This window comes from Hydrogenophaga aquatica (assembly GCF_054780915.1).
The window spans coordinates 96,825-110,084 of the sequence record NZ_BAAGVK010000014.1 but is presented as its reverse complement, the minus strand read 5'-3'; the positions used below and the strand labels follow the sequence as shown (position 1 = coordinate 110,084).

At 56.1% G+C, this 13,260-nt stretch carries 13 protein-coding genes and 1 pseudogene; 13 read left to right on the top strand and 1 reads right to left on the bottom strand.

What is annotated here, in order from left to right; all coding sequences use genetic code 11:
* The first annotated feature begins 60 nt into the window (after positions 1-60).
* The 13 genes from ACYVHH_RS12485 to ACYVHH_RS12425 all read left to right on the top strand — a co-directional run bounded on the left by ACYVHH_RS12485 (position 61) and on the right by ACYVHH_RS12425 (position 12,959).
* Positions 61-1,635, top strand: a complete 1,575-nt coding sequence (locus ACYVHH_RS12485) for a recombinase family protein (protein WP_460565504.1) — start codon at positions 61-63, stop codon at positions 1,633-1,635.
* Positions 1,636-1,732: 97 nt separating this feature from the next.
* A complete protein-coding gene (locus tag ACYVHH_RS12480) occupies positions 1,733-2,632 on the top strand; it encodes a plasmid partitioning protein RepB C-terminal domain-containing protein (RefSeq protein WP_460565503.1) in 900 nt (299 codons plus the stop codon).
* Positions 2,629-3,759: a plasmid partitioning protein RepB C-terminal domain-containing protein gene (locus tag ACYVHH_RS12475; protein WP_460565502.1), complete on the top strand. Its 1,131-nt coding sequence runs from the start codon at positions 2,629-2,631 to the stop codon at positions 3,757-3,759. The genes ACYVHH_RS12480 and ACYVHH_RS12475 overlap by 4 nt, the downstream gene beginning before the upstream one ends.
* Before the next feature lie 95 nt (positions 3,760-3,854).
* On the top strand, positions 3,855-4,352 hold the full coding sequence (rfaH, locus tag ACYVHH_RS12470) for a transcription/translation regulatory transformer protein RfaH (protein WP_460565501.1): 498 nt from the start codon (positions 3,855-3,857) through the stop codon (positions 4,350-4,352).
* A 194-nt stretch (positions 4,353-4,546) separates the two neighbouring features.
* Entirely contained in the window at positions 4,547-4,894 is a 348-nt protein-coding gene (locus tag ACYVHH_RS12465) for a MarR family EPS-associated transcriptional regulator (RefSeq protein WP_460565500.1), read from the top strand.
* A gap of 55 nt (positions 4,895-4,949) precedes the next feature.
* The gene (gene tviB, locus ACYVHH_RS12460; protein ID WP_460565499.1) at positions 4,950-6,245 is read left to right on the top strand and encodes a Vi polysaccharide biosynthesis UDP-N-acetylglucosamine C-6 dehydrogenase TviB; all 1,296 of its coding nucleotides are present in this window, start codon (positions 4,950-4,952) and stop codon (positions 6,243-6,245) included.
* Positions 6,246-6,270: 25 nt separating this feature from the next.
* Positions 6,271-7,329 carry a Gfo/Idh/MocA family protein gene (locus tag ACYVHH_RS12455; protein WP_460565498.1) on the top strand — a complete coding sequence of 353 codons (1,059 nt, stop codon included), beginning with the start codon at positions 6,271-6,273 and terminating at the stop codon, positions 7,327-7,329.
* A complete protein-coding gene (locus tag ACYVHH_RS12450) occupies positions 7,329-7,907 on the top strand; it encodes an acyltransferase (RefSeq protein WP_460565497.1) in 579 nt (192 codons plus the stop codon). Before ACYVHH_RS12455 ends, ACYVHH_RS12450 begins: the two co-directional genes overlap by 1 nt.
* An 18-nt stretch (positions 7,908-7,925) precedes the next feature.
* A complete protein-coding gene (locus ACYVHH_RS12445) occupies positions 7,926-9,014 on the top strand; it encodes a DegT/DnrJ/EryC1/StrS family aminotransferase (RefSeq protein ID WP_460565496.1) in 1,089 nt (362 codons plus the stop codon).
* Positions 9,015-9,165: 151 nt separating this feature from the next.
* Complete coding sequence (locus ACYVHH_RS12440) at positions 9,166-10,446, top strand: lipopolysaccharide biosynthesis protein (protein WP_460565495.1); 1,281 nt, start codon at positions 9,166-9,168, stop codon at positions 10,444-10,446.
* Positions 10,443-11,060 (top strand): imidazole glycerol phosphate synthase subunit HisH, encoded by a 618-nt coding sequence (gene hisH / locus ACYVHH_RS12435; protein WP_460565494.1) that lies wholly within the window; start codon positions 10,443-10,445, stop codon positions 11,058-11,060. Before ACYVHH_RS12440 ends, hisH begins: the two co-directional genes overlap by 4 nt.
* The gene (locus tag ACYVHH_RS12430; RefSeq protein ID WP_460565493.1) at positions 11,057-11,821 is read left to right on the top strand and encodes an AglZ/HisF2 family acetamidino modification protein; all 765 of its coding nucleotides are present in this window, start codon (positions 11,057-11,059) and stop codon (positions 11,819-11,821) included. Before hisH ends, ACYVHH_RS12430 begins: the two co-directional genes overlap by 4 nt.
* 1 nt (position 11,822) lies before the next feature.
* Complete coding sequence (locus ACYVHH_RS12425; protein WP_460565492.1) at positions 11,823-12,959, top strand: N-acetyl sugar amidotransferase; 1,137 nt, start codon at positions 11,823-11,825, stop codon at positions 12,957-12,959.
* A 25-nt stretch (positions 12,960-12,984) separates the two neighbouring features.
* Here ACYVHH_RS12425 and ACYVHH_RS12420 read toward each other — a convergent pair.
* A pseudogene (locus tag ACYVHH_RS12420) lies at positions 12,985-13,236 on the bottom strand (transposase); the annotation flags it as partial.
* Positions 13,237-13,260 lie beyond the last annotated feature (24 nt).

Here is a 13,260-nt window from a genome sequence, read left to right as displayed (position 1 = left end):
CGCTTTATGTCCACAACCCGGTCGAAATGGACTTGATAGCTCTTTGCCTTCGAAGCAAACATGTCCGAAACAAAAGAGCTCCGAGAGATCATGACCTTGAATGAAAACCAAACCTTCCGCGCCGCGCAATACGTGCGCATGTCCACCGAACACCAGCAGTACTCGACGCTCAATCAGGCCGACAAGATCCGAGAGTACGCCGACAAGCGCGGCATTGAGATCGTGCGCACCTATGCTGACGATGGCAAAAGCGGCCTGTCCATCGGTGGCCGCGCCTCACTGCAAAAACTGATCGCCGATGTCGAATCCGACAACACCGATTTCAAGCTGATTCTGGTCTACGACGTCAGCCGTTGGGGCCGGTTTCAGGATGCGGACGAGTCGGCTTATTACGAGTACATCTGCAAGCGCAAGGGCATCAGCGTCGCCTACGTCGCGGAGCAGTTTGAAAACGACGGCTCTCCCGTTTCAACAATAGTCAAAGGCGTCAAGCGCGCCATGGCTGGCGAGTACAGTCGCGAACTCTCCGCCAAGGTGTTTGCTGGCCAGTGCCGCCTGATCGAACTCGGCTTCCGGCAGGGTGGTCCGGCCGGCTTCGGCCTGCGCCGGGTACTGATCGACCAGACTGGCGCCATCAAAGCCACCTTGAAACCCGGCGAGCACAAAAGCCTGCAAACCGACCGGGTGATCCTGGTGCCGGGTCCAGAGCAGGAAGTGACCACCGTCCACCAGATTTACCGCTGGCTGGTCGATGACGATCTACCGCTCTCGGAAATCGCCCAGCGCCTCAACGACATCTCCATCTACACCGATCGTGATTGCCCCTGGACCTACAGCACGGTGCGTCAGGTGCTGACCAACGAGAAGTACATCGGCAACAACGTCTACAACCGCCACTCCTTCAAGCTCAAGAAAAAGCACGTCGACAACCCGCCGCAGATGTGGATCCGCAAACAAGGTGCGTTCGAAGGCATCGTGCCCCTCGACACCTTCATGGCCGCGCAAGAAATCCTGACCGAGCGCAGCCGCCGGTTTTCCGATGAAGAACTGCTCGAACACCTACGCTTGCTCTACCAGGAACGCGGCACGCTCTCGGGCCTGATCATCAACGAGGCGCCCGCACTGCCGAGTGCTGCCACTTACATCCAGCGCTTCGGCAGTTTGAGCAAGGCCTATGAATTGGTCGGTTTCCGCCCGGGGCGTGATCTTGAATTCCTCGAGATCAACCGCCGTTTGCGCCAACTGCACCCGGAAATCGTCGAGCGCACCCAGCACACCATTGCTGAGCTGGGCGGCGATATCTGGCGCGATCCACAAACCGACCTGCTGCACCTAAATCAGGAACTGGTCATCAGCTTGGTACTGGCGCGTTGCCAGCAACTGCCCAGTGGCCTGCAGCGCTGGCGCATCCGCTTTGACCCCAGCCGCTACCACCCGGACATCACGGTGGCGGTACGGCTTGATCCCGGCAATTCCTCCGAACTGGATTACTACCTGCTGCCACGTCTTGACCTACCGAACCAGGAATTGCAGGTCACCGCCAGAAACAGCGCCGAGATCGAATGCTTCCGCTTTGACGACCTGAACTTCTTCTACGGCATGTCCGAGCGCGAGCGCCTGCAACGACGGATCTGACCCTTCCGCCTCACGAAATACCAATTACCACCCACCCAGAAAGGAACCCTGCCATGAAATCTCACCTCCCTGATCCTCAAACCCACTGGAGGCTCCCATGCTGACCGGAACCCCTGAGACCGTTACCCTGATCCCGATCGCGCGGGTTGAAATCCTCAACTCCCGCGAACGCAACATGAAAATCTTCGAGGAGATCGTCGAGAACATCAAATCGATTGGGTTGAAGAAACCCATCACCGTCACCGAACGCCCGGGCGATGATGGCCAGCCCAAATACCTGCTGGTCTGCGGAGAGGGGCGACTCAACGCCTTCCGCATCTTGGGCGAAACCCACATCCCCGCCCTGGTCGTCGATGTCAGCGACGAAGACGCCTTCATCATGAGCCTGGCGGAGAACATCGCCCGGCGTGGCCACCGGCCACTGGAAATCCTGGCCGACATCGAAATCCTCCGCAAACGAGGCTACGACGCCGACACGATCATCCACAAAACTGGCCTCTCGCCCAAGTACGTCAAGGACATCGTCTTCCTGCTCGATCAGGGCGAAGAGCGCCTGATCGAGGGTGTGCAACGCGGCGCCATACCACTTACCACGGCTTTGGAAATCGCCCGCGCCAAGGACGATGACGAGGGCCTGGGCGGAATGCTCCAGGAGGCCTATGAGAACGGCCAGCTCAACCGGCGTCAGATCATCGAGACCAAGCGCCTGGTGGAGAAGCGGCAGGAACATGGACCCGGTTCCCCTAACCCCGGCCAGATCAAACCACCCACCTCCAGCTATAGCCTGGTGCGCACCTACCAGCGCGAAGTCGAGCGGCAACGCAAGATGGTCCTCAAGGCCGAGCACGCCCACCAGCGTCTGCTGCTGGTGGTCCAGGGCTTGAAGAAACTGTTCGCCGACGAACATTTCGTCAACCTGCTGCGTGCCGAAGGCCTGGACACCCTGCCCAAGTACCTGGCAGAGCGCATCGACAACCTGAATGGAGCCATCGCATGAATCCCGCCGCCAACACACAACGGGCACAACCCAACATCACACCGATGTACCCCGGCATCCAACAATCTGAGACTGATGACGGCCCCGATTTGCCCAAGGCCCCGCTCAACACCTTGCTCGGTTTCGATCTGGAGACCTACCAAATCCCACTCGACACGCTGATGCCCAGTAAACGCATCCCGGATGGGGTGATGAGCACCCGCAAATACAAGCAAGTCGTCTCGTCCATCCATGAAATCGGCCTGATCGAACCCCTGTCGGTGATCCAGCACGACCCGGCCAAGTCGGAATTCATTCTGCTCGATGGCCATCTCAGGGTGCTGGCCCTGAAGGATCTCGGCGTCCACGAAGCCCCCTGCCTGCTGGCCAAGGATGACGAGACCTACACCTACAACCACCGCATCAACCGGCTTTCCACCATCCAGGAGCATTACATGATCCGCCGCGCCATTGATCGTGGCGTCAGCAAGGAACGCCTGGCCCGGGCCTTTGGCGTGAACCTGAGTTCCATCAACCGGCGCATCAACTTGCTCGAAGGCATTTGCCCGGACGCCATCGCCCGGCTGCAGGACAAGCAGTTCACCCCGGATGTGACGCGGGTACTGCGCAACATGAAAGCCGCCAGGCAGGTGGAGGCGGTGGAGCTAATGGTTGCGAGCAACACCATCACCGTGGCCCATGCCGATGCTTTGCTCAAGGCCACGCCGCCAGAGCAGCGTACAGACTTCAAACCCACCGAGCGTGACAAGCAACTGGCGCCCATCGAGCAGATCGTCAAACTCGAAAAGGAAATGAGCCAGGTCCAGACCCAGTACAAGGATGCTGAAGAAAACTACGGTTCAGACCTGCTCAACCTGGTGGTGGCCAAGGGTTACTTGACCAAGCTGCTCGGCAACGATGCCGTTAAAAGCTACATCACCCGCCATGAGCCCGAAATCCTCGAGCATTTCGAACTGGTGGTGAACACCGTCAGCATGGAGGAAGCGGTACAGCAGCAAATGGAGGCCGATGGCGAATTCGAGGGGGACCCGGACAGCAACGACCAACCGCCTGAAGAAAACACGTCTACCGATTCCGAAAATGACAACGAAACCACGCAGCCGGGCGACAACGCCGCCACTGAATAGGAGCCAAAGATGTAATGACCGATGGAAAAGTCATTGCCGCGCTGCAAACCCGAAGGGTAAAATGCCGACAATAAAGATAACCTTCGGAGGTGGCGATGCACTGGTATCTCGTTCATACCAAGCCCAGACAGGAAAAGTGCGCCCTGGAAAACCTCCACCGGCAGGGTTATCAGTGCTACCTCCCGACCATCCCATCTGAGAAGCTCCGCCAAGGACTGCTAACGGTCGCGGACGAGCCGCTGTTTCCGCGATACCTGTTCATCCGCTTGGGTCAGGGGGATTCGGCCAAGAGTTGGGCACCAATCCGTTCGACCAAGGGCGTCAGCCGTCTGGTCAGCTTCGGGATCGAACCGGCGCGAGTGGATGATGGCCTGATCGAACTGTTGCGAACACAGGAAGCATCGGTGCAGATCGAGCCGGAGCGGCTGTTCAAGACTGGTGAGCGCGTACGCCTCACAGAAGCACCGTTTGCCGGCATCGAGGGCATCTACCAAATGGCCGACGGCGAGCGTCGGGTCATGGTGCTGATCGAGATACTGAGCAAGCCCGTGGCCGCGCGTGTCGCGCCGGCCAGTTTGCGCAAGACGAGTTGATAAATCTGCCTCGTTATTGCCTGTTTGGCAAAAAACCTTTCTCAAAGTCATGACGGTGTGGCACAATTCTGTTCGTCCGTCGAACGTGCGGCAGAACCTTTTGCAGCACTTTATTGCTCCGGACTCCCTGCTATAACCCGCTGACCGCGCTTGCTGATCGTGAAACGGCATGGCGGTAGCGTGCCTGAATCGCCTTGAGCCTCGTATCCCCACTACAGAAATTGGCTGGTTTCCAAGAGGAAATCCAGTTCGAAGTGCTGCGCCGTCTGCACCAGACGCCCCAGGTCAGTCAGCGTGCACTGGTCAAGGATCTGGGGGTGGGGCTTGGCACGATCAATTTCTGCTTCCAGGCCCTGGTGGAAAAGGGCTTGGTGAAAATGCAGAACTTCAGTCAGAGCAAGAACAAGTTGCGTTATGCCTATTTGCTCACGCCGGCCGGGGGGGCTGAGAAATCCAAGCTCACGGCGGAGTTTTTGAGGCGCAAAGTAGCCGAGTATGAAACGCTTCAAGCCGAGATCGAGGCGTTGAGGGCCGAGCTTTGATAGGCGGCAATCATTTCGGACTAGCTTACGATTATCGAATGTGCAGAGAACTCAAATGGACACTAGCAAGCAAAAAATAGCTCTAATAGGCCTAGGTTATGTGGGACTACCTCTAGCTGTAGAGTTCGGCAAGGTGCGTCCGGTACTTGGTTTCGACATCAACGAAGCGCGCATTGAAGAGCTGCGTTCCGGAAAAGACAGTACCCTTGAAGTCACTTCAGGCGATTTGGATGCGGCGAACTTTCTAGAGTACAGCAGCGATCGCAGCAAGCTCGAAGAGTGCGGCATTTTTATCGTAACGGTCCCCACGCCTATCGATACAGCCAATCGTCCAGATCTGACGCCGATCATTAAAGCCAGCGAGACAGTTGGCAGAGTAATGAAGGCAGGTGCGATCGTGATCTATGAATCGACAGTGTACCCTGGTTGCACTGAGGAAGTTTGTGTGCCAATCCTTGAGAAGGAATCGGGCCTCAAATTCAATAAAGACTTTTACTGTGGCTACAGCCCAGAACGCATCAACCCAGGTGACAAAGTCAATACGCTTACCACGATTAAAAAAATTACCAGTGGCAGTACTGATGAGGTGGCCGACGCCGTAGACAATCTCTATAAAAGCATTATCAAGGCTGGGACTTGGAAGGCCTCCAGCCTGAAAGTCGCAGAGGCTGCTAAGGTCATTGAAAACAGCCAACGCGACCTTAATATCGCTTTCGTGAACGAGCTTTCCGTGATTTTCGATCGGTTGGGTATCGATACTATTGAGGTGCTCGAAGCTGCGGGCAGCAAGTGGAATTTTCTGCCGTTCCGTCCAGGCATGGTGGGCGGCCATTGCATTGGCGTCGATCCCTATTACCTCACGCACAAGGCGGAAGAGGTCGGCTATCACCCGCAAGTGATATTGGCTGGTCGCCGTATCAATGACAACATGGCACGTTATGCCGCGCGTAATGTCATCCGACTTATGCTGAAAAACGGCATTGACGTTGCGCGAAGCACAGTTGGTGTGATGGGCATAACCTTTAAAGAAAACTGTCCCGATATTCGCAATAGCAAGGTTGCTGATCTTGTCAAAGAGTTGCAGGGGTGGGGAGCCAATGTCGTCGTCACAGACCCCTGGGCCAACGCAGAAGAGGTCAAGCATGAGTATGGAATTTGCCTGGGCACCATCGATGAATCAAATAAAGTGGACTCTTTGATCGTTGCAGTTGGGCATAACGAATTCCGTGCCATGTCCCCTGTGCAACTTAAGAATCTGTGCGGCTCTGAAAAACCCGTTTTGGCTGACGTGAAAGCGCTCTACAACCGCCATGACGCATTGAAGGCGGGCTTTACTGTCTTCCGCTTCTAACGCAGCTCATTCAAGGAAAATCTGTATGCATCACTACCCAGCCATCACCGGTAGAAAAATCAAGATTGCGGTCGTGGGTTGTGGCCGTATTTCCCGAAATCACTTTGGCTCGATTGAACAACACAGCAGCGAACTAGAGCTTGTTGCCATTTGCGATACCAATCCGTCTGTGCTGGCCGAGCATGCTGAAAAATACAAAATCCCGGCCTATCGCGATATGGCAGAAATGCTTCAAAGTGAGCAGATCGATCTGGTTGCTCTCTGCACACCCAGTGGCATTCATCCTGACCAGACCGTGCTGGCGGCTAAACACAATGTCCATGTCATCACTGAAAAGCCCATGGCCACCCGCTGGAACGATGGTGTGCGCATGGTCAAGGCCTGTGATGATGCTGGAGTTCGGTTGTTTGTGGTTAAACAAAACCGTCGTAACACGACCCTACAACTGCTCAAGCGAGCGGTTACCGAAAAACGTTTCGGCAAGATCCACATGGTCCACCTCAACGTCTTTTGGACTCGCCCTCAGTCGTACTACGACCAAGGCAATGGCTGGCGCGGGACCTGGGAGTTCGACGGCGGAGCCTTTATGAACCAAGCCAGCCACTATGTTGATCTGCTTGACTGGCTGATTGGTCCTGTCGATAAGGTGCAGGCCATGATGAGCACGACCCGTGACATTGAGGTGGAAGACACGGGGGTGCTGAACGTCAAGTGGCGCAATGGGGCGCTGGGTTCCATGAGCGTCACTATGCTCACTTATCCTCAGAATCTTGAGGGCAGTATTACGATCCTTGGCGAAAAAGGCACTGTGCGCATTGGTGGTGTTGCGGTCAATGACATCCAGCTTTGGCAATTCGACGAGCCTAAAGACTACGACCGCCAAATTCAGGAGGCGAATTACGAAACCACTTCAGTCTATGGTTTTGGTCATCCTCTTTATTACAAGAACGTTGTCGATGTCATGCGCGGGGAAGCTGAGCCCGAGACTGATGGCCGCGAGGGCTTAAAGTCTCTGGAGTTGCTGATTGCTGCCTACTTGGCCTCTCGCGACGGGAAAACGGTTTCCTTGCCCCTGGAGTATTGATGAGTGTGACTATTCACCCCACAGCCATCGTTGACGAGGGGGCGCAGATCGGCGAGGGAAGCCGCATCTGGCATTTCGTACACATTTGTTCCGGCGCGCGCATTGGAGAACGCTGCTCCTTCGGTCAAAACGTCTTCGTCGGCAATGACGTGGTCATCGGCAACAACGTCAAGGTCCAGAACAACGTCAGCGTCTACGACGCGGTCACGCTGGAAGATGACGTGTTCTGCGGCCCCAGCATGGTGTTCACCAATGTCTACAACCCGCGCAGCGCCGTGATCCGCAAGGACGAGTACCGGCGTACCCTGATCCGGCGCGGCGCGACGCTGGGGGCCAATTCCACCATCGTCTGCGGTGTGACCGTCGGCGAGTACGCCTTTGTCGGTGCCGGCGCTGTGGTGAACCACGACGTGCCGGACTACGCGTTGATGGTGGGCGTGCCCGCGCGCCAGATTGGCTGGATGAGCCAGCACGGCGAGCGCTTGAACCTACCGCTAAGCGGCAGCGCCGAGGCCGTCTGCGAGCAGACAGGTAAGCGATACGAACTGCGCGACGGCCGCTGCCGCCTCGTGGGCTGAACACTGACCAGGGATCTCATGGAATTCATCGACCTCAAAAGCCAGTACCGGCGGCTCAAGCCCCAGATCGACGCTGCCATCCAGCGCGTGCTGGACCATGGCCAGTACATTCTTGGTCCCGAAGTCGCCGAGCTCGAGGAAAAGCTGGTGGGCTATACGGGTGCCAAGTACTGCATCACTGTAGCCAATGGCACGGATGCACTGCAGATCGCGCTGATGGCCCTGGGCGTGGGGCCGGGTGACGAAGTCATCACCCCTGGCTTCACCTACATCGCCACGGCGGAGACGGTGGCGCTGCTGCGTGCCAAGCCGGTCTATGTGGACATCGATGCGCGCACCTACAACCTCGATCCGGCCTTGCTCGAAGCTGCTATCACGTCGCGTACCAAGGCCATCATCCCGGTCAGCCTCTACGGCCAGTGCGCTGACTTCGACGCCATCAACGCCATCGCGGCGCGCCATGGCATTCCTGTGATTGAGGATGCCGCGCAGAGCTTCGGCGCCAGCTACAAGGGCCGCAAGAGCTGCAACCTCAGCACCATAGCCTGCGCCAGCTTCTTTCCGAGCAAGCCTCTGGGTTGCTACGGCGACGGCGGCGCCATCTTCACGAGTGACGACGAACTGGCCAAGGTCATCCGCCAGATCGCGCGTCACGGCCAGGACCGCCGCTACCACCATGTGCGTGTCGGCGTGAACAGCCGGCTCGACACCCTGCAGGCCGCCATACTGTTGCCCAAGTTGGCCGTCTTCGAAGAAGAGATGGCGCAGCGCCAGGAGGTCGCCGCGCGCTACGCCGCGCTTCTGGGCGGCATCGATCTGCAGGGCGTGCCGGTGGTCGAGTCGCACAATGTCAGCGCCTGGGCGCAGTATACGGTGCGCGTGCCGGGGCGCGATCAGGTCCAGAAGGTTCTGAGGGAAACGGGTATTCCCACGGCGGTGCACTACCCGATTCCGCTCAACAAGCAGCCTGCCGTCTCGGATTCCACGGCGCGCCTGCCGGTGGGGGATCTGGTGGCGCAGGAAGTGATGAGCCTGCCGATGGGGCCGGATCTCAGAGCGAGCGACCAACTTGCGGTTGTCAATGCGCTGAAGGAAGCGATGGTATGAAGATCGTAACCGTCGTCGGCGCACCGCCTCGTGACTGTAAAAATTGTGTCGTCGCAATGGGGCATCGCGAAGTTCGAGCCTGCGATGAAGGCGCCTACGACGCTTAGAATTGATGAATTCATACGCGCGAATCAGAACACATTTAGGCCGAATGCGCGCGAACATCTTCGTCCGGCGTGTTTTGCTCCTGCTCTCCGGATCGGTTGCAGCCCAGGCATTGCTATTGGCGGTAACACCGATCCTTTCCCGCATCTACTCGCCCGAACAGATGGGAATCCTCGGCGTATTTGTCGCGTTTGTCGGGATGGTAGGCCCTCTTGTGACTCTGCGATACGAAAACGCGATCTTATTGCCGAGAGAAGAAAAGGAAGCCGCAGGAATCGTCTGCGTGGTCGTCCTCAATGCGACTATTATCTCGCTGCTTTTGGCCGCGACCCTTGCAATCGGAGGAAATCGCACGCTAGAACTAATCGGAGCGGAGTCGCTCAGCGACTACTTCCTTTGGATAGCCGTTGGCACCTGTTTGATGGGAATCATGCAAGGACTCAATTCCTGGCTGATTCGAGGCGCGCAGTTCCGGCAACTCACGTTCGCACGGATTTCCCAATCGGCAGCGACTGCCCTTTCACAACTGGTGGCCGGATTTGCCGGTTTCTCGGCGATCGGCTTGGTGTGGGGGCAAATTTTGGGGCAGTTGGCGGGAGTTTGCGCAATGATGGTGGCACTGATCGCGTGCGCCGACGTGAAATCGTTCGCGTCGGTTTCCCTGGCCGATCTGCGACGTCTCGGCAAACGGTATATTCGCTTTCCGCTGTACTCATTGCCGGCGGACGCTCTCAATGCGCTTGCGAGTTATCTGCCGTTCTTCATCTTGGGTAAATACTTTGGTCCGGTCGTGGTCGGACTCTACTTCATGATGCAGCGAATGACTCTGGCGCCGATTGCTTTGGTAGCCAATGCGGTGTCGGACGTCTTCAAGGAAAGGGCCACTAGGGATTTCCGCGAGACGGGAACCTGCCGCCCATTGTTGATAAAGACATTTTTGGGCCTTTTTGCAATTTCTTTGCCGCTGTCTCTCCTACTGTTCTTTTTCGGGCCACAGTTGTTTTCATTTGTGTTGGGCGACAAATGGAACGAAGCTGGTGACTACGCCAGCGTCATGGCACCGCTGGTCGCGATCCGATTTGCAATCAGTCCCGTTGGATTCGTGCTGTACGTTGCGGAAAAACAGAACGTGGACTTGTTTTGGCAGGGCGCGTTGCTGGTGGTTAATTCCGCGTCACTCTTCGCGGGAGCAGCCTTAGGCGATGCGAAACTGAGTGTTACATTATTCTCGTTTTCCTACTCCACGATGTATCTGATATATCTAGCTCTCTCATATTATTACGGCAAATCGGATAGTTTCCCGCAGGAACGAGGAAATGGGAAATGATCACCATCGTTGACTATGGAGTTTGCAACGTCGGCTCTCTTGCAAACATGCTTAAGAAAATCCGCCAAACCTACCGGGTTACATCGGATCCCGATCTCGTCTTCAAAGCGGACAAACTCCTTTTGCCAGGCGTCGGTGCGTTCGATGCCGGAATGAAGCGGCTCAATGAGGCCGGCCTGGCCGATGCGATCCGCGCTGCTGCCGAAAGAAAAGTTCCGCTTCTCGGGATCTGTCTCGGCATGCAACTCTTATGCGACAGCAGCGAAGAGGGCATGCTCCCCGGACTCGGCTTGATTCCCGCGCATTCCAAAAAATTCGTCAGCCCGGCGGATGGTCCGGAAATCCGCGTTCCTCACATGGGTTGGAACGAGGTATGTCCCCAAAGATCGCACCCGCTCTTCGACGGACTCGAGGAGAGGAGCCGCTTTTACTTCGTGCATTCGTACAAAGTCGAGTGCGCAAACCCGGATCACGAGCTAGCCAAGTCCACCTACGGAGGCGAGTTCACGGCAAGTCTCGCAAAAGACCATATTCTCGCCGTGCAGTTCCACCCTGAAAAGAGTCACAAGTTCGGAATGAGGATGCTCTCGAATTTCGCGGAGTTGAAGCTTTGAATCGCCCAAGAATCATCCCCGTGCTCATGATTCGCGACGGGGGGCTCGTAAAAACATATAAGTTCGCGGACGCCACCTACGTCGGCGACCCGCTCAATGCGGTTCGAATTTTCAACGAAAAAGAAGTCGACGAACTGATTGTTCTCGATATTGACGCAAGCAAAGAGGGACGCGGCCCCAACTTTGAGATGCTCGCGGATATCGCCGAGGAATGTTTCATGCCTTTGTGTTATGGCGGAGGGGTTTCCACCATCGAGGAAATGCGCAAGCTTTTCGCGCTCGGAATCGAAAAAATCGCGATCAATTCGAAGATCGTTTCCAACATCGAGTTGATACGCGAAGCCTCGAGCGAATTCGGTGCGCAAAGCGTGGTCGCGTCGATCGACTGCAAACGGAAGTTTCTGGGTAGCTACGCCGTGCACAGCCATAGCAACAGACCGATTCTCGAGAAGAACCCGGTCGCGTTTGCGCGTATTTTGGAAACTTCGGGCGCTGGTGAAATCATGCTCACGTCGGTCGACAGGGACGGCATGCGCGAAGGCTTCGACCTCGAACTTTGTAACTCCGTGGCGTCCGCGGTTGGGATTCCCGTGATCGCGTGCGGAGGTGGCGGCTCTCTTGAGCACTTCCGCGATCTGCTCAAACACACGAAAGTCTCGGCGGCTTCAGGCGGCAGTTTTTTCGTTCACCAAGGCAAACATCGCGCCGTTTTGATTTCTTACCCGGCGCCTGAACTAATTGAAAGAATCCTAGAGAGCTAAGATGCACACCAATCGCGTATATCAAATCTGCACAAAATGTGTGATGGATACCTCAGATCCGTGGATCACCTTCGATTCCAGCGGCGTTTGCAATCACTGCCAAAATTTCGAAACCACGATCAAGCCGAACTGGTTTCCGAACGACGTCGGCGCGAAATACTTGGCTGATTGGGCGAAAGAAATCCAGACCTACGGAAAAGGCAGGGAATACGACTGCATCATAGGTGTCAGCGGTGGCGTCGACAGTTCCTACCTCCTTTACGTCGCGAAGGAGATCATGAATCTTCGGCCGCTCGCGGTTCATGTCGACGCAGGATGGAATTCTGAGCTCGCCGTCCGCAATATAGAGAACCTCACCAAAGGGTTGGGCATCGATCTTTTCACGTTCGTGATCGACTGGTCGGAAATGCGTGATCTTCAAGTCGCATATCTGAAAGCAGCCCTCGCTAATCAGGACGTACCCCAGGATCACGCGTTCTTTGCGAAGCTATACGAGTTCGCGATCAAGAAAGACATCAAGTACGTTCTCACCGGCTCGAACTACGCGACCGAGTCCATCCTTCCGCGCGCTTGGGGATACAACGCGAAAGACTCCCGTCAGCTCTTGGCCATCCACAAAAAATTCGGAAAAAAGAAACTCGCAACCTTCCCCATCTCTGGCCTGTTCCGGTCGCACATTTACTATCCCTACATCCGCCAGATGAGAATCGTGACCCCGCTCAACTACATGCCTTTCAACAAAGATGAGGCGATTAAGTTCCTGAGCGAGCGGTTCGGCTGGGCGTACTATGGCGGAAAACACTATGAATCACGCTGGACGAAGTTTTTCCAGTCCTACTACCTTCCGACAAAATTTGGTTATGACAAACGACGCGCGCATTTGGCCAGCCTGATCGTGTCGGGACAATTGACGAGAGAGAAAGCACTAAAGGATCTGGAGGCGCCGCCTTACGATCCCTCGACGATCGATTCGGATATCGAGTTTATTTCCAAGAAACTCGGCCTCAAACCCTCGGAACTCGACGAGTTGATGAATTTGCCGAACAAGGAATTCACAGACTATCCCAATAGCAGCAAGTTCGAGGAATTCCTGCGCAGCTGCAAACGCCTTTTGGTGAAATGCGGCCTTTTCCGATAATGAAACGTGATTAGCGACAAACCTCAGGCAGCCTGCTCGACTGGAAAATGGTGACGGCGGTCACCGTGGTCTGGGTATGGCAGCGGTGGCATTGCCAGTAGGTACGGACGTCGCGGACAAACCGGCTGTGCCGTTCATCCCCGCAGTGCAGGTAACAAAGGCCGGCCGGCCAGCGCGACTCCACCAGTACTGCCGTGCATTTCTCGTCCGTACCGTACCGATCCATAAATTCGACCATTGAAAGTCCGCGTTGAAACTGCACTCGATTCATTGCCATGGCACCTCTCCTCTCGGTAGATGC